We start from the raw sequence: 20,582 nt of genomic DNA, 5'->3' as shown, positions 1-20,582 counted from the left end.
GCCGACCATGCAGAAAACGCGATTTTACGGGGGAGAGTGTTACGCAGCGCTACCCTGGGCCAGAGGCGCTAATGCAGCAGGCAGGTTCTGACCCAGTTCCTGTACCAGCGAATCACGGCTGATTTCGCTAATCGATTTCGCCCCGGTCAGGGTCATTGCCACCTTCATCTCTTTCTCGATCAGATTCAGCAGATTCGCCACCCCGGCCTGACCGTGGGTGGCCAGCGCGTACAGATAAGCACGTCCCAGCAGAACACTATCCGCGCCCAGCGCAATCATACGTACGACATCCAGACCGTTGCGGATCCCACTGTCTGCCAGAATGGTGATATCGCCTTTTACTGCATCGGCAATGGCGGGCAGCGCGCGAGCAGAAGACAGCACGCCGTCTAACTGGCGGCCACCGTGGTTAGAGACAACAATACCATCCGCGCCAAAGCGTACGGCGTCTCGGGCATCTTCGGGATCGAGGATCCCTTTGATCACCATCGGGCCATCCCAGAATTCGCGGATCCACTCGAGGTCTTTCCAGGAAATCGACGGATCGAAGTTATTCGCCAGCCAGCCGATGTAATCCTCAAGACCGGTAGGTTTACCAAGATAAGTCGAGATATTACCTAAATCATGTGGGCGACCGTTCAGGCCAACGTCCCATGCCCACTGTGGATGGGTGACTGCCTGCCAGTAGCGGCGCAGTGCGGCATTTGGGCCGCTCATCCCGGAATGGGCGTCACGGTAGCGTGCACCCGGTGTTGGCATATCGACGGTAAAGACCAGCGTGGAGCAACCCGCCGCTTTGGCGCGCTCCAGCGCGTTGCGCATAAAGCCGCGATCGCGCAGAACATATAGCTGAAACCACATTGGACGCTTGATGGTTGGGGCGACTTCTTCAATCGGACATACGGATACCGTGGAAAGCGTAAATGGAATGCCTTTGGCATCAGCGGCGGCGGCGGCCTGAACTTCGCCCCGGCGCGCGTACATGCCGCACAGACCGACAGGTGCAAGGGCCACCGGCATGGAGAGCGTTTCGTTGAACAGCTTTGTCTCCAGGCTCAGGTCGGACATATTCTTCAGCACGCGCTGGCGCAGCGCCACCTCCGACAGGTCTGCCACGTTACGGCGCAGAGTGTGCTCTGCATACGCCCCACCGTCTATATAGTGGAACAAGAAGGGGGGTAGGATGCGCTGGGCTGCGGCGCGATAGTCGCTGGCTGCTGAAATAATCATGTGTTGTTCTCCCTGCTATTCTCACCAGGGTCACCGGGCAGGCGGGTGATTCGCGCCTGGCGGGCCTGATCTTCATCAAATCGTTTAATCGTGGTGTGGACAAAACTGAGGTGCGCCATCATTGCTTTACGCGCTCCGTCGGCATCTCCGGCAACAATCGCATCCAGGACGGCCTGATGCTGCGCCGTCAGTTGCGAAAATACGGGCGGCACAAGGTACATTCGCTGGCGGCTCTGTTTCACCGAAGACTGCAATACGTCGAAGAAACCGCGCATGGTCTGTAACAGCACCACGTTGTGCGAGGCCTCCGCAATGGCGAGATGAAAGCGAACGTCTGCCTGCGAGGCGAGATCTGGATCTTCGCTTTGTGTGGCCTCGAAACAGAGTCTGATCTTCTCTTTGTCGGCAGCAGTGGCACGCATAGCTGCATGCCAGGCGGTGCTGGCTTCGATGGCGTGGCGGGCTTCCAGAATATCGAAACTGTAATCAGGGTCGTCTGCCAGTAGAGTTTTCAGCGGCTGAACGATGTTTTGTTCAGACCATGCCTCATGCTGCCAGCGGATAAACGTCCCGCCGCCACGACGGCTAATCAACACGCCTTCGCTCACCAGTTTCGCCAGCGCCTCGCGCAGCGAGTTGCGCGATACGCCGAGCTGTACGGCCAGCTGGCGCTCAGCGGGCAACTTCATGCCCGCCTCCAGCTGTTGTTCTTCAATCAGCGCCCGCACACGAGATGCGACTTCGTCTGACAGGCGTCTGGGCATCACTATCATGGAATCATCCAGGTTAAGACATAGGCCTGCAGCGTGGTAATCACACCCACCATGCAGGTGAAAATCAGGCTGTGCTTCACGGTAAAGCGGAACAGATCAGACTCTTTCCCCACTAATCCCACTGCCGCACAGGCGATAGCGATAGATTGTGGAGAGATCATTTTGCCGGTCACGCCGCCGGTGGTATTTGCGGCCACCATCAGCACATCAGAAACGCCGATTTGCTGAGCGGCCGTGGCCTGCAGGGCGGCGAACAATGCGTTTGATGAGGTGTCGGACCCGGTCAGGAATACCCCCAGCCAGCCAAGGAACGGCGAGAAGAAGGTAAATGCGCTGCCGGTATGTGCCAGGGCCAGTGCCAGGGTGGATGAAAGCCCGGAGTAGTTAGAGATAAACGCGAACGCCAGCACCATCCCGATGGAGTAGATAGGCAGCGCCAGATCTTTCAGCGTGCTACCAAAGGTCTGCAGCGCAGCAGATGGCTTCATCTTCAGCCAGACGATAGACAGCAGGGCGGCAAACAGAATCGCAGTACCGGTCGCGGAGAACCAGTCAAATTTGTACACCGCCGCGTAGGCTGTGGCTTCGTGTACGACCGGCGGCATACGGGCAACCAGCTTGTCGAGGAACGGAACCGGAATATTGACCACCCAGTGGTACATCGCGCCGCCTGGCGCAAACAGCGCTTTAAACGGCGGTATGCTCCACAGTGTGACGGTAGCTGTCAGGAACAGGAACGGTGACCAGGCGCGTACCACCTGCCCAGCGGTGTAGCGGGTGCGCGACAGATCCATATCGACCTGCGAAGCGCCCATATCGCCAAAACGGAAGATACGTACCGGCTGCCAGCGTTTCAGGAACAGCGTCAGACACACCAGTGAGACCAGAGAAGAGATAATGTCCGGCAGTTCCGGCCCGATAAAGTTAGAGCTGAGGTACTGTGCGATAGCAAACGAGCCGCCAGCGACCATCACCGCAGGCCAGGTTTCTTTGACACCACGCCAGCCATCCATAATCGCCATAATCCAGAACAGCACGATAATGGTCAGGAACGGCAGCTGACGACCTACCATCTGGCCAATCTCGAAGCTGTCCAGTCCGGTAACCTGACCGGCGACCAGAATCGGAATGCCCATTGCGCCAAAAGCGACCGGCGCGGTATTTACGATCAGGCACAAACCTGCCGCATACAGCGGGTTAAAGCCAAGACCAACCAGCAGTGCGGCGGTAATCGCTACCGGAGCGCCAAAGCCTGCCGCTCCTTCGAGGAATGCCCCAAAGGAGAAACCAACAATCAGCATTTGCAGACGCTGGTCTGGGGTAATCGAGAGTATTGATGAGCGGATGATGTCGAACTGCCCGGTCTTCACCGAGATTTTATAGACGAATACCGCGGCGATAATGATCCAGGCAATTGGCCACAGACCGTAGAAGAAACCGTACACTACGGATGCCAGTGCGTGATCGACCGGCATTTTGTAGAACAGCAGGGCGACCGACAAAGCGATCACCACCGTCCATGACGCCGCAACATAGCCTTTCAGCTTGAGCTTAATCAGGGCGAAGAAAAAGAACAGGATAGGGAGCGATGCGATCAGGCTGGAAAGCCAGATATTACCGGCCGGGTCGTAGTTCTGTTGCCAGAGATTCATTGCAGGTCTCCTGGGGGCCGCTGACATAATGGAATGAGTCTTTGCTCAAATCTTCGTCACATTATGTGTAAAAGTGGCCCTGCCAATATTGTTGTGTAGGGGTAATGACAATGAATGGTTAATCAAATGTTATTTATTGGCAACGGTATTGTACGCACATTTTAATGAAATGTGAGGTGCTGGTAGGATCTGGCTAAAATTGGTAGGGCCAATTGCGAGGGGAAATGAAGGACCGGGCAAGCGGATGTTGCCCGGTGGGAGATTAGAACTCGCTCTTCGCGAAGCCCGTCATCTCTTTCAGGCCCATTTCACGGCCAAGCTCGGTCATCGGGTGGACGACGATCAGGCCGCGCACGCTTTTCTTCAGTTTGCCCATGTCAGCCTGCTCTTTTTTGGTGATGGCCCGACGGAATGGAAGTTTTGTCAGCTTTTGCGCTTCTTTGCTCAGCTTCTGGCCGTGAACTTCACGCAGGCGTGCGATCTCGGCTTCCAGAGTTTCTTTCTCTTTTTCCAGCTCGGCGTATTTGTCGGCGGCTTCAACCAGGGACAGGTCTGCCTGCTGGTGGCGAATAGCGTCCAGACGATCGCTCAGGCGTTTAATTTCGTTTTTTTCGACTTCTTTCATAGGATAGCTTCTGATAAAAATAGGATGAATATCCTATAGTATGCGCGCAGAGCGGGATTATTCACAACTGCTCGAAGATAAATAATCAAATACCGTAAGTATTAATTAGCTAATGATAATGTTACTGCATTGATTAACAAGGAAATTTAAGCGATAAGATCGGCCGTGGTGCTTTTTATTGGCGTGTTCGTGGTGAAGCACGTTTTCCTCAATATAAACACCCAACTGATCCTAAACTTAAATGATCAACCGCACAGGCTGAGCGCGGTTAATACATGGAGGAGGGAAGATTATGGCGAAAATAGGTGAGAACGTTTCAATCCTGATTGATAAAACTGTCGATTTTATGGCTTCAAGCCAGGCTTTTCGCGAATATTTGAATAAAACACCGCCGCGCAACGTTGTCCCTTCAGAAATACCGCAGGAAAACGCGCAGCTGTATCTGCAACGTCTGGCGTACTATCGGCAGCTGTATCGACCGCAGCAGGAAGAGAAATAAGCAAACATCGTCTTATTTTTGAAAGGCTTTTTTTAAGCTGATTTTAGAAATCAGCTCGGTCAGGGAAAGGACCATGGTGGATCGTACCATCTGCTGGTAACGCTGGATCTGCATGGCATGCAAACCAGAGTCTGAGGTATCAAACTGGGGTGGCGGCGGGAGTGCCGTCACGCAGTGAAGTTCACCAAACGGTCCAAGAATTTCGTCGTCGGTGAATGCGTATTCGTTGCCGTCGTGATTCAGCTCCTCCCGCAGCGCCATCAGCAGCTCCGCATCTTCGTACTCCGGGCGACTGAGTACGCCCAGGCCGTAGATTAACTTCAGACGAACAGAAAGATCGCCCAACGGACCATCGCCGTCGAGCAGCGGTTCTACGGCGTATTTCACCGCATAGTCGTCTTTGCGAAATACCTGAAGCACAAGGATATTCACCGCCTCGGTGAGCAGTTCTACGGCGGTGATGAGGAAGCTGCGTACGGTTTTGCCAGCATTCAGACGCTCAAGCACACGATTTTCAAAGGCCTGCGTTTGTTCCATTATTGCCTGCATATCTGACAATCTATTATTCAGGCGCAGGATATCCTGCGCCAGGTCCTGCATCATTTCTTTGCGTTATACGCGTTAACAGCCTCAAGCACGACATCACTATTGGCATCCAGCCCGGAAACTTGCGCCAGCGCGGCCTGTGGACCTTTTTCGTCAATCAGCGCGGCCAGTTCCTGTGCCTGCGGATCTTCTTCGCTGCGATAGTGCATCGCTGCCGCAATACCGGTAACCAGATTCGCATGCGGCAAACCATATTCCAGCGTACCCAGCAGTGGTTTAATCAGGCGGTCACCTGCGCTCAGCTTACGCAGCGGCTGACGACCCACGCGCTCAACGTCATCTTTCAGATACGGGTTTTCAAAACGACCGAGGATTTTCTGAATGTATGCCGCATGTTTTGCTGCATCAAAGCCATAGCGTTTGATCAGTACCGCGCCGCTCTCTTCCATCGCACCTTTTACCACTGCGCGGATTTTCTCGTCGAGAATCGCGTCACGGATGGTCTGATGACCGGTCAATTTTCCGAGGTACGCGGTTATAGCATGCCCGGTGTTTAGCGTGAAGAGTTTACGTTCGACAAATGCCATCAGGTTATCAGTTAATTCCATTCCTGGGATATTTGGCAGTTCACCTTTGAACTGTGTTTTGTCGACAATCCACTCACTGAAGGTTTCGACGGTAACTTCCAGCGGATCGTTGGTTGCTGAAGCCGAAGGCGGAACAATGCGGTCCACGGCAGAATCGACAAAGCCAACATGTTCTTCAACCCAGGCTTTATCTTCATCTGCTAACGCGTTCATTACATGGCCTTTCAACTGGGTCGTTCCGCGCACCATGTTTTCACAAGCGATGATATTTAGTGGAGTAGCGATGCCCTGCGCCTTGCGTTTAACCAGTCCTTTGGCGATGGCTGGAGCGATACGCTCAAGTACAACCGGACCGACGGCGGTAGTGACTAAATCTACGTGGGCAATCAGTTCAACAACATCATCGCCGATGCTGCTTACAGCGTTGACGCCGGAGACGGTATCAACCTGCTCATTTTCACCCACGACATGAACCTGATAGCTATGACGGGCATTCAGGGCATCGAGCACGACCTGATTTACATCCGCGAACGTCAGCTGTATCCCCGCGTCCGCCAGCAGTTTGCCGATAAAGCCACGACCGATATTACCTGCGCCAAAATGTAATGCTTTCATAGTATTAACCTTCATTAATGTTTTTACCCAAGAGGGCTGGGGTGAGGCTTTTCCCTCAACCTAACCCTCTCCACAAGGGAGAGGATTTTGTAGGCCCGGTAAGCGTGAGCGCCTCCGGGCAATAACGCTTACTTACGACCTGCCAGCAGTTCCAGAACTTCATCCACGTTGGTGGTATGGGCCAGACGTTCGATCACGGATTCATCATCCAGAGCGTTGGTCAGGCTGGTAATCACCTGGATGTGCTCGTTGTTACGCGCTGCGATACCAATAACCAGACGGGCAATATCGTCTTCTTCTTCACCGAAGCGAACGCCTTCCGGGTACTGGCAGAACACCACACCGGTTTTCAGCACGCGGTCTTTGGCTTCAACCGTACCGTGCGGTACTGCGATGGACTCACCCAGGTAAGTCGGGGTCAGTTTTTCGCGGTCCAGCATCGCCTCGACGTATTCTGGCTCAACGTAACCACCTTTCACCAGTTGCTCACCAGCAAAGCGAATCGCTTCTTCTTTGTTAGCCGCTTTACGGCCAAGGAAGATGTTCTCCGCACCCAGTTTGAACAGGTGGGTATCACCCTCTTCAAAGCTGTCTTTCAGGTGGTCGCGAACTTTCTCCTCGTTCACGTTGTGGCGCTGCGCAGCGACCAGACGTTCGGTCAGGTTGGAGTACAGACCGCTGTCGAGGAAGTTGGTCAGCGAAATGTGCTGTGCCTGAGGCACCTGGCGCATCGCGCGTTCGGTCAGGTCACGGTGGGTAATGACCAGATCCACATCCGGCGGCAGATTATTAATCGCGCTGTTAGTGACGGAAATCTGAGACAGCCCTGCATCCTGTACTTTCTTACGCAGTACGCCCGCACCCATGGCACTGGAACCCATACCGGCATCGCAGGCAACGATGATTTTACGCACATGGCTCAGGTCGTTGGTGACGTCGCCAGCCGCCAGCGGAGATGCGCCTTTGGATTCCGCTTTCATGTCGTGCATACGACGGGTTGCGGCATCAATGTCATCATCTTCTTTCACTTTGCTGGTTTTCAGCAGAATGGCTGAGACCACAAAGGAGACTGCCATAGCCGCACAGATAGCAGCGATGTTAGCGAAGTAAGCTCCCTTCGGTGTCATTGCCAGCACGGCCAGGATAGAACCCGGAGACGCCGGAGAAACCAGACCGCCGTTCAGGATAGTCAGGGTAAATACGCCAGTCATACCGCCGAGAATAACGGCCAGGATCAGGCGCGGGTTCATCAGCACGTACGGGAAGTAAATTTCGTGGATACCACCCAGGAAGTGGATGATAGCCGCGCCGCCTGCAGACTGCTTAGCGCTGCCGCGACCGAAGAACATGTACGCCAGCAGGACGCCCATACCCGGACCCGGGTTAGCTTCAATCAGGAAGAAGATGGATTTGCCCATCTCATGGGACTGCTGAATACCCAGCGGTGAGAAAATACCGTGGTTAATGGCGTTGTTGAGGAACAGGATTTTCGCCGGTTCAACGAAGATAGACGCCAGCGGCAGCATGTCATGGACAACCATGAAGTTAACGCCTGCCGCCAGAATTTTGGACAGTGCTTCAACCAATGGACCAATGCCAAGGAATGCCAGAATGGCGAGGATCATACCGATGATGCCAGCGGAGAAGTTATTCACCAGCATCTCAAAACCGGATTTGATCTTACCGTCTACCCAGTTGTCGAAGTGTTTGATCGCCCAGCCGCCCAGTGGACCTGCAATCATCGCGCCGAGGAACATTGGCATGTCCGCGCCGACGATAACGCCCATGGTGGTGATTGCACCAACTACGCCGCCACGCTCGCCGCCAACCAGTTTACCACCGGTATAACCGATCAGTAGCGGCAGCAGATAGGTGATCATCGGGCCGACCAGCTTCGCCAGCGTTTCGTTCGGCAACCACCCTGTCGGAATGAATAATGCGGTGATAATACCCCACGCGATAAACGCGCCGATATTTGGCATCACCATGTTGCTGAGGAATCGACCAAAGCTTTGCACCTTGATCTTAATATCGGATGACATAAAAACACCCCTTCTTATGTTTGCTATCACGCAGGCTGAAAGCCCGAGGTTTGTTAATGTAGCGGCAGGAGGTAGCCGGACCCTGTAGATACTGCGAAATCTGGCACTGAATCGTTCAACTGTCCAGTCGACGGCCTTTTATGTGACATTCGTCACGTAAATATAGGGTGTATGGCGTTAGTTAATGTGATTTTCATCACAAAATACCGGTACAAAAAAACATCGCAGTGCAATAATTCGCTGAAAATGAGGATTAAATGTGAAGTGATTCACATTTTTGCTTTCCTTGTTTGTTGGATTTTTGTGATGTGAATCGCAAAGTATTTTCATCTGAAATTTATCAGATGTGATCTGCGGCAGGTTCTACCCCCGACATTTTTTATTGCAAAACAAAGCAATTTCTCACCAGAAAAAATATTTATTTTGTGGTATGGCAAAAACCCTTAACTCCAGTTATGTTCAAAACATCAGCCAGGGTGCATACGGCTGCCGGCATAAAAAAACTCTAATTAGCGTGAATTCGAGGCAGGTATGTTTCTAAATTATTTCGCGTTGGGCGTGCTGATTTTCGTATTTCTGGTTCTGTTTTATGGAATCATCGCCATCCACGATATCCCCTATAACATGGCTAAGAAGCGCAACCATCCCCATGCCGATGCCATCCATACTGCAGGATGGGTGAGCTTGTTCACTCTTCATGTTATTTGGCCGTTCCTGTGGATCTGGGCCACGCTCTACCAGCCTGAAAAGGGATGGGGAATGCAGTCACACATCACACCGACCGGAAAGGAGTCAGACCCTGAGATTGCCGCGCTGGCAGCGCGAATCACCCAGTTGGAAAAAAGACTGGATGGGGAGAAAAAAACCGATAACTCCACCTTTCCGGAGATTTAATCATGGATTTGTTGATAGTCCTGACCTATGTGGCCTTTGCCTGGGCCATCTTTAAAATATTCCGTATTCCGGTAAACCAATGGACGCTTGCTACCGCTGCATTAGGTGGGGTGTTCATTGTTGCGGGATTGATTTTATTAATGAACTATAACCACCCGTATACCTTTACGGCGCAAAAAGCGGTTATTTCAATTCCGGTCACTCCGCAAGTCACAGGAATTGTTAGTGAGGTAACGGATAAAAATAATCAGCTAATTAAAAAAGGCGATGTGCTGTTTAAGCTCGATCCGGTACGGTATCAGGCGCGTGTCGACAGGCTGCAGGCTGATCTGGTTACCGCTACGCACAACATCGACAACCTGAAAGCACAGTTGTCGGAAGCGGTCGCCAATACCACCCGCGTGTCTGCGGAACGTGACCGCCTGTATAAAGATTATCAACGCTATTTGAAAGGCAGTCAGGCGAAGGTTAACCCGTTCTCTGAAAGCGATATCGATAACGCCCGGCAAAACTATCTGGCACAGGATGCGCTGGTCAAAGGCTCAGTAGCGGAACAGACGCAGATTCAGAGCCAGTTAGACAGTATGGTCAACGGTGAGCAATCCCAGGTCGCCTCCCTGCGCGCCCAGCTTGCCGAGGCTAAATACAATCTTGAACAGACGGTCGTTCGTGCCCCCAGCAACGGTTATGCCACGCAGATTTTAATTCGTCCGGGGACTTACGCAGCAGCATTACCTTTGCGTCCGGTAATGGTGTTTATTCCTGAACAAAAACGGCAAATCGTGGCGCAATTCCGCCAGAACTCGCTGCTGCGCCTTAAGCCGGGCGATGAAGCGGAAGTGGTGTTTAATGCGCTGCCTGGCCAGGTTTTCACCGGCAAGCTGACCAGTATTCTTCCGGTCGTTCCGGGCGGTTCTTATCAGGCGCAGGGCGCATTACAGTCCTTAACGGTGGTGCCGGGTACCGATGGCGTGCTGGCCACGATTGAGCTGGATCCGAATGCCGATGTGGATGCGCTGCCGGACGGTATCTATGCTCAGGTTGCAGTCTATTCCGACCATTTCGCCCACGTGTCGGTAATGCGTAAAGTACTGCTGCGCATGACCAGTTGGATGCATTACCTTTATTTGGATCATTGAGACTGCCATCACCTGCCATTTTCAGTGACCTGAGCCATACTAAGCGGTGTCCCACTATCGTTGGGCACCGCTTTTTTGTTGGCAAAAAGGACCCGGCATGAAACTCATTGGCAGCTATACCAGCCCTTTTGTGCGTAAAATTTCTATTCTGTTACTGGAAAAGGGCATCACCTTCGAATTTGTGAATGAACTCCCCTATAACGCGGATAGCGGCGTGGCGCGCTATAACCCGTTAGGTAAAGTACCCGCGTTGGTCACCGATGCGGGCGAGTATTGGTTTGATTCTCCTATCATCGCGGAATATATAGAGCTACTGGATATTGCACCAGCCATGCTGCCGCGTGATCCGCTGGCTGCGCTGAAGGTACGCCAGTTGGAAGCGTTGGCAGACGGCATTATGGATGCCGGTTTAGTTTCGGTGCGCGAACAGGCTCGCCCTGCCGCGCAGCAGTCAGAAACTGAATTATTACGTCAGCGTGAGAAGATCACCCGTAGTCTGGATGTGCTGGAAGGCTATCTGGCGGATGGTACGCTGAAAACGGATACGGTTAACCTGGCAACCATTGCGATTGCCTGCGCCGTCGGTTATCTCAATTTCCGTCGGGTTGCGCCCGGCTGGTGTGTTGACCGACCCCGTCTGGTCAAACTGGTGGAAACGCTCTTTCAACGCGAGAGTTTTGCCCGCACGGAACCGCCAAAGGCTTGATGCGTATTATGTCCGCCTGAGCAAAGTCACGGTACAATCCTTCCTATATCGATATCCCTCTCCACGGTGGAGAGGGCCACCAACAGCCAGGCCCTTTCATGACAACCGACATGCGTTCACTCTACAGCCAGCTTCCTGCTATCGATCGTTTATTGCGCGATAGCGCCTTCCCAGCCTTACGTGAATCTCACGGCCATACCCGGGTGGTTGACCTGCTGCGTCACATGCTCGACGAAGCCAGAGAAGCTATTCGCGACACGCACGCGCTCCCGGCATGGTGTGAGGACTGGGCACAAGAAGCCAGCGCCCGGCTGGAACGAGAATCGCAAAGCGCGCTACGCCCGGTGATTAACCTGACCGGAACGGTGCTGCATACCAACCTTGGGCGCGCGTCGCAGGCCGAAGAAGCAATTGAAGCGGTGGTACAGGCGATGCGCACGCCGGTGACGCTGGAATACAGTCTGGATGATGCCGGGCGGGGACATCGGGATCGGGCCCTGGCGGATTTACTCTGCCGTCTGACGGGGGCGGAAGACGCCTGTATCGTCAATAACAATGCGGCAGCTGTTCTACTGATGCTGGCCGCCACGGCGAACGGCAAAGAGGTGGTTGTTTCTCGCGGCGAGCTGGTGGAAATTGGCGGCGCGTTTCGTATTCCGGACGTCATGTGTCAGGCCGGATGCATTTTACGCGAGGTGGGGACCACCAACCGGACCCATGCGAAAGATTACCGCCAGGCGGTGAATGAAAACACCGGTCTGCTGATGAAAGTGCATACCAGTAATTACAGCATTGAAGGCTTCACAAAGTCGGTGGATGAGGCGGAGCTGGCCGTAATTGGGCAGGAGCTGGATGTACCGGTGGTGGCGGATCTGGGCAGTGGTTCGCTGGTCGATCTCAGCCAGTATGGTTTGCCGCAGGAGCCGATGCCGCAGCAACTGATTGCCGCTGGCGTCAGTCTGGTGAGTTTTTCCGGCGATAAACTGCTGAGCGGGCCGCAGGCTGGGATAATTGTCGGTAAAAAAGAGATGATCGCTCGTTTGCAGAGCCATCCGCTGAAACGCGCATTACGGGCAGATAAAATGACACTGGCTGCGCTGGAAGCGACGCTACGGCTCTATCTGCACCCGGAAGCACTGGTGGAGAAGTTGCCGACATTGCGCCAGCTCACCCGCTCACAAGAAGCGATCCACGCGCAGGCACAGCAATTACAGGCACAGCTTGCAGAGCATTACGGCGATGAGTTCGCCCTGAATGTGATGCCTTGCCTGTCGCAGATTGGCAGCGGCTCACTACCTGTTGATAGGCTGCCCAGCGCGGCGCTAACCTTTACCCCACATGACGGGCGCGGGAGCCGCCTCGAAGCGTTGGCAGCCCGTTGGCGTACGCTGCCCGTGCCGGTTATTGGGCGAATTTATGATGGCCGCTTATGGCTGGATCTGCGCTGCCTTGAAGACGAGACCCGGTTTATGGAGATGATGCTGAAATGATTATTGCAACCGCCGGACACGTTGACCACGGAAAAACAACGTTATTACAGGCGATTACCGGTGTGAATGCCGACCGTCTGCCGGAAGAAAAAAAGCGCGGCATGACCATCGATCTCGGCTATGCCTACTGGCCGCAGCCGGATGGGCGGGTGCTGGGGTTTATCGACGTTCCCGGACACGAAAAGTTTCTGTCCAACATGCTGGCGGGGGTCGGCGGCATCGATCACGCGTTGCTGGTGGTGGCGTGTGATGATGGCGTAATGGCGCAAACCCGTGAGCATTTGCAAATTCTGCAGCTGACGGGCAATCCGCAGATCACCGTGGCACTCACGAAAGCCGACCGCGTAGACGAAGCAAGAATTGAAGAGGTGCGTGCGGAGATTCAGGCCACGCTGGGGAATTATGGTTTCGCGGAGTCGGTGCTTTTCGTCACAGCGGCCAGTGAAGGCCGTGGTATCGAGGAATTGCGTGACCATTTGTTGCAATTAACGTCGCGCGAGCATGCCCGCGATCACAGTTTCCGCCTGGCGATTGACCGTGCCTTTACGGTCAAAGGCGCAGGGCTGGTGGTGACCGGGACGGCGCTCAGCGGTGAAGTGAATGTCGGTGACACGCTGTGGCTCACGGGCGTCAACAAACCGATGCGCGTACGTAGCCTGCATGCACAAAATCAGGCCACCGACCGCGCGCAAGCGGGACAACGTATTGCGCTGAATATTGCCGGTGATGCGCAAAAAGAAGAACTAAACCGCGGCGACTGGCTGCTTTCCGATGCGCCGCCAGAGGCTTTTACCCGCGTGATTGTTTCTTTAGAACATGCCGCGCCGCTGATACAGTGGCAACCGTTGCATATTCACCACGCGGCTAGCCATGTTACCGGGCGTATCTCTCTGCTTGAAGGGACACTAGCTGAACTGGTGTTTGATACACCACTCTGGCTTGCCGATAACGACCGTCTGGTGCTGCGTGATATTTCTGCCCGTACAACGCTGGCAGGTGCACGTGTTGTGACGCTTAATCCGCCGCGACGCGGAAAGCGTAAGCCGGAATATTTGCAGTGGCTGTCGGCGCTGGAAAACGCGCAGACTGACGGTGACGCTCTGGCGCTGCACCTGACGCGTGGGGCGGTGAATATTCCTGACTTTGCCTGGGCGCGTCAGCTCAATGGCAATGGTATGCGTCCGTTGATTGAGCAACATGGTTTTATTCAGGCGGGATACAGCCTGTTGAATGCCCCCGTTGCCGCGCGCTGGCAGCGGAAAGTTCTCGATACGCTGGCGACCTACCATGAGCAGCACCGTGATGAACCAGGGCCCGGGCGCGAGCGCCTGCGCCGTATGGCTTTGCCGATGGAAGACGAAGCGCTGGTATTGCTGTTAATTGAAAAGATGCGCGAGAGTGGCGCTATCCATAGCCATCATGGCTGGTTGCATTTGCCGGAACATAAGGCGGGTTTCAGCGATGAGCAGTTGGCAATCTGGCAAAAAGTAGAACCGCTTTTTGGCGATGAGCCGTGGTGGGTGCGCGATTTGGCAAAACAGACGGGAACGGATGAACAGATGATGCGTGTGGCGTTACGACAAGCGGCACAGCAAGGCATCATTACCGCGATCGTGAAAGATCGTTATTACCGTAACGATCGGATTGTGGCCTTTGCCAATATGATCCGCGAACTGGATCAGGAAAGGGGATCGACATGTGCCGCCGATTTTCGCGACAGGCTTAACGTTGGGCGCAAATTGGCTATCCAAATTCTGGAATATTTTGACCGCATTGGTTTTACTCGCCGTCGGGGAAATGATCATTTATTACGCGATGCGTTGCTGTTCCCTGAAAAATAATGAAACAATTAATTCATGGATTAAATGAATTAATACAAAATAGATGTTGATTGAAATAAGCACATTAGATTATGAACCTAATGTGCTTTTTAATTGTAAGTGTTATTAAAATAACAACCACGATCATATTTTGTTGGAAATTTCACTCGTATGCTTCCTACCTCTTTAGAGTAATTAAGGATCGTACAATGGCTGCTTCAACATTTTTTATTCCTTCCGTGAATGTAATCGGCGCTGACGCATTAAAAGACGCAATGAATACAATGGCGGAATATGGTTTTCGCCGTACGCTGATTGTTACGGATGCCATGCTGACGAAATTAGGTATGGCTGGCGATATTCAAAAAGCGCTACAGGAACATGATATTTCCAGCGTAATTTACGATGGTACGCATCCTAACCCCACGACCAGTAACGTTGCCGCTGGCCTGAAAATGCTGAAAGAAAATGACTGTGATAGCGTTATTTCTCTCGGCGGCGGCTCTCCTCACGATTGTGCGAAGGGCATTGCGCTGGTGGCGGCTAACGGTGGCGATATTCGTGACTACGAAGGCGTAGACCGCTCTGCAAAACCGCAACTGCCGATGATCGCCATCAACACCACGGCGGGTACGGCATCTGAAATGACCCGTTTCTGCATCATCACTGATGAAGTACGCCACATTAAAATGGCGATTGTGGATAAGCATGTTACACCGCTGCTGTCCGTCAATGACTCCTCGCTGATGGTCGGTATGCCGAAGTCTCTGACGGCGGCTACCGGTATGGATGCGCTGACTCACGCTATCGAAGCCTATGTTTCTATTGCTGCGACCCCCATTACCGATGCGTGCGCGCTTAAAGCTGTCACCATGATTGCGGAAAACCTGCCGGTCGCCGTGGAAGAGGGCAGCAATGCTCAGGCGCGCGAAGCCATGGCCTATGCGCAGTTCCTCGCAGGCATGGCCTTTAACAATGCCTCTCTGGGATACGTGCATGCGATGGCGCACCAGCTGGGTGGCTTCTACGATCTGCCACACGGAGTATGTAATGCCGTACTGCTGCCGCATGTACAGGTATTTAATAGTAAAGTTGCTGCCGCCCGCCTGCGCGATTGCGCCTCGGCAATGGGTGTGAACGTTGCTGGTCTGAGCGAAGAGCAAGGGGCAGAAGCCTGCATCGCGGCGATCCGCGAACTGGCGCAGAAAGTGAATATTCCGGCTGGGCTGCGTGAGCTGAACGTGAAAGAAGAAGATTTTGCCGTTCTGGCGACTAATGCCCTGAAAGACGCCTGTGGTTTCACTAACCCGATTCAGGCGACACATGAAGAAATCATGGCGATTTATCGTGCTGCGATGTAATTCGTGATACCTGTCGTAAAGCAGTAAAAGGCTGGCGAATAATTCGCCAGTCCCGTCTACCCTTGTAGTACCCCTACAGCAAGGAGACGGTCATGACCAATAACCCCCCTTCAACACGTATTTATCCCGGCGAGTATGGTTACCCTCTGAAGTTAAAAGCCCGATACGATAACTTTATCGGCGGTGACTGGGTCGCACCGGTGGACGGTGAGTATTACCAAAACCTGACGCCGGTAACCGGGCAATTACTGTGCGAAGTGGCCTCTTCCGGCAAAAAGGACATCGATTTGGCACTGGATGCCGCGCACAAAGCAAAAGATAAATGGGCGCAGACTTCCGTGCAGGACAGGGCGGCGATTTTGTTCAAAATTGCCGATCGTATGGAGCAAAATCTGGAGCTGCTGGCGACGGCTGAAACCTGGGATAACGGTAAACCCATCCGTGAAACCAGCGCGGCAGATGTGCCGCTGGCGATTGACCATTTCCGCTATTTCGCGTCCTGTATTCGTGCACAGGAAGGGGGAATAAGCGAAGTTGATAGCGATACTGTGGCGTATCACTTCCATGAACCTCTTGGCGTGGTGGGGCAAATTATCCCGTGGAACTTCCCGCTGTTGATGGCCAGCTGGAAGATGGCGCCTGCCCTGGCTGCCGGTAACTGTGTCGTGCTTAAACCTGCGCGCCTGACGCCGCTGTCCGTGTTGTTGCTGATGGAAGTTGTCGGCGATCTGCTCCCGCCAGGCGTGGTGAACGTGGTAAACGGCGCGGGAGGGGAAATCGGTGAGTATCTGGCGACGTCAAAACGCATTGCAAAAGTGGCGTTTACCGGCTCAACGGAAGTTGGGCAGCAGATCATGCAGTACGCCACGCAGAACATTATCCCTGTCACGCTGGAGCTGGGCGGGAAATCCCCCAATATCTTCTTCGCGGACGTGATGGATGAAGAAGATGCGTTCTTTGACAAAGCGCTGGAAGGTTTTGCATTGTTTGCCTTCAACCAGGGCGAAGTATGTACCTGCCCGAGTCGGGCGCTGGTACAAGAATCCATTTACGAACGTTTTATGGAAAGAGCCATTCGTCGGGTGGAAAGTATCCGTAGCGGCAACCCGTTAGACAGCGTGACGCAAATGGGCGCACAGGTGTCGCATGGTCAACTGGAAACCATTCTGAATTACATCGACATTGGTAAAAAAGAAGGGGCAGATGTTCTCACCGGCGGGCGGCGCAAGCAGCTGGATGGCGAGTTAAAAGAGGGGTACTACCTCGAACCGACTATTCTGTTTGGTAAGAACAACATGCGGGTTTTCCAGGAGGAGATCTTCGGACCGGTGCTGGCTGTCACGACGTTTAAAACCATGGAGGAAGCGCTGGAAATCGCTAATGACACCCAATATGGGCTTGGCGCTGGTGTCTGGAGTCGAAACGGAAATCTGGCTTACAAAATGGGGCGTGGGATTCAGGCGGGGCGAGTTTGGACCAACTGTTACCATGCTTACCCGGCGCATGCGGCGTTCGGCGGCTACAAGCAGTCGGGTATCGGGCGCGAGACGCATAAGATGATGCTTGAGCATTATCAGCAAACCAAATGCCTGTTAGTGAGCTACTCTGATAAACCACTGGGGCTGTTTTAATTTCACGTCACCTACTGCCCGGTCGCGTTTAGCGTACCGGGCATCAAGTTATGTCCTCAGGTAAGTGGCTGGGGTGAACGAACGCAGCCAACAAAGAAGCAGCTCGAAAGACGACGGGTATATATAAACCCATATATCGTTATATAAATAAGATAATTGCATCCAATCTGGTCATTCCAATACTATTATCAACTCTATTGTTTAAATCAAATTGCATCCGAATTCCTTAATTTAAATCCCTGAGGCAAATATGTTCCTTAATTATTTTGCATTAGGAGTGCTTATTTTTGTATTCCTGGTCATTTTTTACGGGATTATTATTCTGCATGATATTCCCTATCTAATTGCAAAGAAACGTAACCATCCTCATGCCGACGCAATACATGTTGCGGGTTGGGTTAGTTTGTTTACCTTACATGTTATTTGGCCCTTTTTATGGATCTGGGCAACGCTTTATCGCCCGGAACGCGGGTGGGGCATGCAGAGCGCGGATTCTTCCCTGATCCAGCTTCAGGCAAGGGTTGCGGATCTGGAAAAGAAACAGGGTGAGGCCAAGACCTCTCCGGCGGAGTAATATCGATGGATTTACTGATTGTTCTGACCTATGTGGCGTGTGCATGGTCAATATTTAAAATTTTTAAAATTCCTGTAAATAAATGGACAGTTCCTACCGCGGCATTAGGCGGTATATTCATTGTTTGCGGACTTATATTACTGATGAATTATAACCATCCGTATACATTTAAGGCACAAAAAGCGGTAATTTCTATTCCCGTGGTGCCGCAGGTAACGGGTGTAGTGACAGAAGTGACGGATAAGAAGAATACGCTAATCAAAAAAGGCGAGGTTCTGTTTAAGCTTAATCCAGGGCGTTATCAGGCGCGGGTAGATCGCCTGAAGGCTGATATTGTTACCGCACAGCATAAAGAGCAGGCTCTGGTTGCGCAGTTAGACGAAATGAAAGCCAACACGCAGCGGGCAAAGGCCACGCGTGACAAACTGGCAAAAGATTACCAGCGCTATGCGCAGGGGAGTCAGGCGAAGGTGAATCCTTTTTCTGAACGCGATATCGATGCCGCGCGCCAAAACTACCTGGCGCAGGAAGCCTCGGTGAAATCCTCCGTTGCAGAACAACAGCAAATTCAGAGCCAGTTGGACAGTCTGGTACTGGGTGAGAATTCGCAAATTGCCAGCCTGAAAGCACAGCTAGCGGAAGCAGAGTTCAACCTGGACCAGACCGTGGTTCGCGCGCCCAGCGATGGTTACGTCACTCAGGTGCTGATGCGCCCAGGAACCTATGCCGCCGCGCTGCCGATGCGCCCGGTCATGGTATTCATCCCGGATCAGAAACGACAAATTATCGCCCAGTTCCGTCAAAACTCGTTGTTGCGACTGGAGCCAGGCGATGAAGCGGAAGTGGTGTTTAATGCCCTGCCGGGTAAGGTGTTTAGCGGTAAACTGGCAGCTATTAGTCCGGCAGTACCGGGTGGTACATACCAGTCGAACGGGGCACTGCAATCTTTAAACTCTACGCCTGGTTCGGAAGGGGTAATCGCCACGATTGAGCTGAACGATAATGCGGATGTGAACGCATTACCTGATGGGATCTACGCCCAGGTCGCCGTTTACTCTGACCACTTCGAACATGTGTCGGTCATGCGCAAGGTGTTGCTGCGGATGACCAGTTGGGTGCATTACCTGTATCTCGACCACTAAGCGCAGGCTATTTCGCTTACTCAGGCTGTCGTATCGCCTGAGCAAGCTGCTGACGTATCTCCGCGAGCATTGCATCGAGAATATACTGCACACGCCAGGGCTGGTATTCACGCTTGCGGAAAATCGCCACTAAATCCAGCCACCATTCATGTTGCTCCGAGAAACACGGGACCAGCATCTCGGAACGACAATCTCTTTGCACACTTTCATTTGGCGCAAAAACAATCCCCAAATGATTACGTGCCAGCGCTAGTGCGGATTGTGTATTGTCGCAGATGTAATTTCCCGTCACACGATAGTCACGCATCTTTTTGTCTTCAGCAGAATTGAATCGCCAAATGTTGGCATCATCAATCATCATAGAATCAATTAGAATGCAGGAATGGTTAACTAATTCATCAGGACTACTAATAGGATGCTTTGTGAGATATTCCCGACTGGCAAAAGCAATAACCGCATATTTAGTGATAAAACTGGCGACCAGTGATTCATCTTTAGGATGAGCATAGGAAAGTAAAATATCACAATCGTCAGGAAAGTCGACGCCTTCATAAAATGCTTTGCGATCCAGGTTATAGGTTTTTAGCACCAGACTGATATCGCCAATATCCATTATTTTTGCAATAACATGTTGCGATAAGTAAGCAATAATTCCGGTTGGTGCATATACCGTTACTTTGCCACGTTTCTCGTGCTTATAATCAGCAATGAAATTATTTAACTGCTCATTTCTGTCTAACATGTCATTGATGTAAGGAAGTAACGCAATACCAAACGGCGTGAGGGTCAGTTGTCGGGTGGTGCGGTCAAATACCTTTAGCCCCACTTTTGATTCAAAATCAGCAAGATACTTACTTACGTTGGCCTGAGCAATGCCGAGAACAGTAGCGGCATGGCTGATATTTTCACTGGCAGCAATTACCGAAATAATCTTCAGTTCCCGGTGTTTAAGTTGTAATTTATTCATCGCCAAGCCCAATATATATAATTTTATATATATTACTATATAAATAAGAATCTTGCACCGATGAAATTGTAAGCATTATTATGCACCCGCTTTGTAGCTTATTTTAAAATGGAATGTTGGCATGTTAATTAAACACAATATTGTGGCGCTGCTCGCCTTTTCTGGTAATGACTCCAACTTATTGATAGTGTTTTATGTTCAGATAATGCCCGATGACTTTGTCATGCAGCTCCACCGATTTTGAGAACGACAGCGACTTCCGTCCCAGCCGTGCCAGGTGCTGCCTCAG

At 52.4% G+C, this 20,582-nt stretch carries 19 protein-coding genes; 10 read left to right on the top strand and 9 right to left on the bottom strand.

Annotated elements, in window-relative coordinates; translation table 11 throughout:
• Positions 1-39: 39 nt before the first annotated feature.
• The 4 genes from lldD to ACHHZ7_RS12365 form a co-directional block, all read right to left on the bottom strand.
• Positions 40-1,230 carry an FMN-dependent L-lactate dehydrogenase LldD gene (lldD, locus tag ACHHZ7_RS12380; RefSeq protein WP_032945351.1) on the bottom strand — a complete coding sequence of 397 codons (1,191 nt, stop codon included), beginning with the start codon at positions 1,228-1,230 and terminating at the stop codon, positions 40-42.
• Entirely contained in the window at positions 1,227-2,003 is a 777-nt protein-coding gene (gene lldR, locus ACHHZ7_RS12375; RefSeq protein WP_003024170.1) for a transcriptional regulator LldR, read from the bottom strand. The genes lldD and lldR overlap by 4 nt, the downstream gene beginning before the upstream one ends.
• Positions 2,000-3,655 carry an L-lactate permease gene (gene lldP / locus ACHHZ7_RS12370; protein WP_003827332.1) on the bottom strand — a complete coding sequence of 552 codons (1,656 nt, stop codon included), beginning with the start codon at positions 3,653-3,655 and terminating at the stop codon, positions 2,000-2,002. The genes lldR and lldP overlap by 4 nt, the downstream gene beginning before the upstream one ends.
• 262 nt (positions 3,656-3,917) lie before the next feature.
• On the bottom strand, positions 3,918-4,280 hold the full coding sequence (locus ACHHZ7_RS12365; protein ID WP_008786458.1) for a YibL family ribosome-associated protein: 363 nt from the start codon (positions 4,278-4,280) through the stop codon (positions 3,918-3,920).
• Between the two features lie 292 nt (positions 4,281-4,572).
• Between ACHHZ7_RS12365 and ACHHZ7_RS12360 the strand changes: the two genes are divergently transcribed.
• A complete protein-coding gene (locus tag ACHHZ7_RS12360) occupies positions 4,573-4,779 on the top strand; it encodes a hypothetical protein (RefSeq protein ID WP_032945348.1) in 207 nt (68 codons plus the stop codon).
• 12 nt (positions 4,780-4,791) lie between these two features.
• Here ACHHZ7_RS12360 and mtlR read toward each other — a convergent pair whose 3' ends face one another.
• From mtlR to mtlA, 3 genes are all read right to left on the bottom strand, one after another.
• Complete coding sequence (gene mtlR, locus ACHHZ7_RS12355; RefSeq protein WP_003024179.1) at positions 4,792-5,379, bottom strand: mannitol operon repressor MtlR; 588 nt, start codon at positions 5,377-5,379, stop codon at positions 4,792-4,794.
• Positions 5,379-6,527, bottom strand: coding sequence for a mannitol-1-phosphate 5-dehydrogenase (gene mtlD, locus ACHHZ7_RS12350; RefSeq protein WP_020996057.1), 1,149 nt, complete (start codon positions 6,525-6,527; stop codon positions 5,379-5,381). The genes mtlR and mtlD overlap by 1 nt, the downstream gene beginning before the upstream one ends.
• 128 nt (positions 6,528-6,655) lie before the next feature.
• Positions 6,656-8,569, bottom strand: coding sequence for a PTS mannitol transporter subunit IICBA (gene mtlA / locus ACHHZ7_RS12345; RefSeq protein WP_060682944.1), 1,914 nt, complete (start codon positions 8,567-8,569; stop codon positions 6,656-6,658).
• 531 nt (positions 8,570-9,100) lie between these two features.
• Here mtlA and ACHHZ7_RS12340 point away from each other — a divergent pair.
• From ACHHZ7_RS12340 to ACHHZ7_RS12300, 9 genes are all read left to right on the top strand, one after another.
• A complete protein-coding gene (locus ACHHZ7_RS12340; RefSeq protein WP_003827338.1) occupies positions 9,101-9,463 on the top strand; it encodes a DUF3302 domain-containing protein in 363 nt (120 codons plus the stop codon).
• A 2-nt stretch (positions 9,464-9,465) separates the two neighbouring features.
• Positions 9,466-10,602 (top strand): HlyD family secretion protein, encoded by a 1,137-nt coding sequence (locus tag ACHHZ7_RS12335; RefSeq protein ID WP_003827339.1) that lies wholly within the window; start codon positions 9,466-9,468, stop codon positions 10,600-10,602.
• Positions 10,603-10,699: 97 nt separating this feature from the next.
• Complete coding sequence (locus tag ACHHZ7_RS12330; protein WP_008786453.1) at positions 10,700-11,308, top strand: glutathione S-transferase; 609 nt, start codon at positions 10,700-10,702, stop codon at positions 11,306-11,308.
• A 98-nt stretch (positions 11,309-11,406) separates the two neighbouring features.
• Positions 11,407-12,798 carry an L-seryl-tRNA(Sec) selenium transferase gene (gene selA, locus ACHHZ7_RS12325; protein WP_060682943.1) on the top strand — a complete coding sequence of 464 codons (1,392 nt, stop codon included), beginning with the start codon at positions 11,407-11,409 and terminating at the stop codon, positions 12,796-12,798.
• Positions 12,795-14,639: a selenocysteine-specific translation elongation factor gene (gene selB / locus ACHHZ7_RS12320; RefSeq protein WP_060682942.1), complete on the top strand. Its 1,845-nt coding sequence runs from the start codon at positions 12,795-12,797 to the stop codon at positions 14,637-14,639. The genes selA and selB overlap by 4 nt, the downstream gene beginning before the upstream one ends.
• A 188-nt stretch (positions 14,640-14,827) precedes the next feature.
• Positions 14,828-15,979: an L-threonine dehydrogenase gene (gene yiaY / locus ACHHZ7_RS12315; RefSeq protein WP_057066864.1), complete on the top strand. Its 1,152-nt coding sequence runs from the start codon at positions 14,828-14,830 to the stop codon at positions 15,977-15,979.
• A gap of 92 nt (positions 15,980-16,071) precedes the next feature.
• Positions 16,072-17,610, top strand: a complete 1,539-nt coding sequence (aldB, locus tag ACHHZ7_RS12310; RefSeq protein ID WP_048215318.1) for an aldehyde dehydrogenase AldB — start codon at positions 16,072-16,074, stop codon at positions 17,608-17,610.
• A 250-nt stretch (positions 17,611-17,860) separates the two neighbouring features.
• Positions 17,861-18,184 carry a DUF3302 domain-containing protein gene (locus ACHHZ7_RS12305; RefSeq protein WP_060682941.1) on the top strand — a complete coding sequence of 108 codons (324 nt, stop codon included), beginning with the start codon at positions 17,861-17,863 and terminating at the stop codon, positions 18,182-18,184.
• A gap of 5 nt (positions 18,185-18,189) precedes the next feature.
• Positions 18,190-19,326 (top strand): HlyD family secretion protein, encoded by a 1,137-nt coding sequence (locus ACHHZ7_RS12300; protein ID WP_003827345.1) that lies wholly within the window; start codon positions 18,190-18,192, stop codon positions 19,324-19,326.
• A 16-nt stretch (positions 19,327-19,342) separates the two neighbouring features.
• Here the strand turns inward: ACHHZ7_RS12300 and ACHHZ7_RS12295 are convergent, their stop codons facing one another.
• Together ACHHZ7_RS12295 and ACHHZ7_RS12290 are read right to left on the bottom strand one after the other, a co-directional pair.
• Positions 19,343-20,293: a LysR family transcriptional regulator gene (locus ACHHZ7_RS12295; protein WP_192464012.1), complete on the bottom strand. Its 951-nt coding sequence runs from the start codon at positions 20,291-20,293 to the stop codon at positions 19,343-19,345.
• Positions 20,294-20,471: 178 nt separating this feature from the next.
• Positions 20,472-20,582, bottom strand: a 111-nt coding sequence (locus ACHHZ7_RS12290; protein ID WP_001691633.1) for an IS1 family transposase, incomplete at its 5' end; no start/stop codon positions are given.

Origin of the sequence: Citrobacter freundii complex sp. 2024EL-00216, assembly GCF_043945515.1 — a bacterium.
Classification (GTDB): Bacteria; Pseudomonadota; Gammaproteobacteria; order Enterobacterales; family Enterobacteriaceae; genus Citrobacter; species Citrobacter portucalensis.
This window is presented reverse-complemented; position numbering and strand designations above follow the sequence as displayed.

Bases quoted from the DNA above. Each gene is read 5' to 3' on its own strand.
- lldD (WP_032945351.1), bottom strand. From the start codon at position 1,230: ATGATTATTTCAGCAGCCAGCGACTATCGCGCCGCAGCCCAGCGCATC.
- lldR (WP_003024170.1), bottom strand. From the start codon at position 2,003: ATGATAGTGATGCCCAGACGCCTGTCAGACGAAGTCGCATCTCGTGTG.
- lldP (WP_003827332.1), bottom strand. From the start codon at position 3,655: ATGAATCTCTGGCAACAGAACTACGACCCGGCCGGTAATATCTGGCTT.
- ACHHZ7_RS12365 (WP_008786458.1), bottom strand. From the start codon at position 4,280: ATGAAAGAAGTCGAAAAAAACGAAATTAAACGCCTGAGCGATCGTCTG.
- ACHHZ7_RS12360 (WP_032945348.1), top strand. From the start codon at position 4,573: ATGGCGAAAATAGGTGAGAACGTTTCAATCCTGATTGATAAAACTGTC.
- mtlR (WP_003024179.1), bottom strand. From the start codon at position 5,379: ATGCAGGACCTGGCGCAGGATATCCTGCGCCTGAATAATAGATTGTCA.
- mtlD (WP_020996057.1), bottom strand. From the start codon at position 6,527: ATGAAAGCATTACATTTTGGCGCAGGTAATATCGGTCGTGGCTTTATC.
- mtlA (WP_060682944.1), bottom strand. From the start codon at position 8,569: ATGTCATCCGATATTAAGATCAAGGTGCAAAGCTTTGGTCGATTCCTC.
- ACHHZ7_RS12340 (WP_003827338.1), top strand. From the start codon at position 9,101: ATGTTTCTAAATTATTTCGCGTTGGGCGTGCTGATTTTCGTATTTCTG.
- ACHHZ7_RS12335 (WP_003827339.1), top strand. From the start codon at position 9,466: ATGGATTTGTTGATAGTCCTGACCTATGTGGCCTTTGCCTGGGCCATC.
- ACHHZ7_RS12330 (WP_008786453.1), top strand. From the start codon at position 10,700: ATGAAACTCATTGGCAGCTATACCAGCCCTTTTGTGCGTAAAATTTCT.
- selA (WP_060682943.1), top strand. From the start codon at position 11,407: ATGACAACCGACATGCGTTCACTCTACAGCCAGCTTCCTGCTATCGAT.
- selB (WP_060682942.1), top strand. From the start codon at position 12,795: ATGATTATTGCAACCGCCGGACACGTTGACCACGGAAAAACAACGTTA.
- yiaY (WP_057066864.1), top strand. From the start codon at position 14,828: ATGGCTGCTTCAACATTTTTTATTCCTTCCGTGAATGTAATCGGCGCT.
- aldB (WP_048215318.1), top strand. From the start codon at position 16,072: ATGACCAATAACCCCCCTTCAACACGTATTTATCCCGGCGAGTATGGT.
- ACHHZ7_RS12305 (WP_060682941.1), top strand. From the start codon at position 17,861: ATGTTCCTTAATTATTTTGCATTAGGAGTGCTTATTTTTGTATTCCTG.
- ACHHZ7_RS12300 (WP_003827345.1), top strand. From the start codon at position 18,190: ATGGATTTACTGATTGTTCTGACCTATGTGGCGTGTGCATGGTCAATA.
- ACHHZ7_RS12295 (WP_192464012.1), bottom strand. From the start codon at position 20,293: ATGAATAAATTACAACTTAAACACCGGGAACTGAAGATTATTTCGGTA.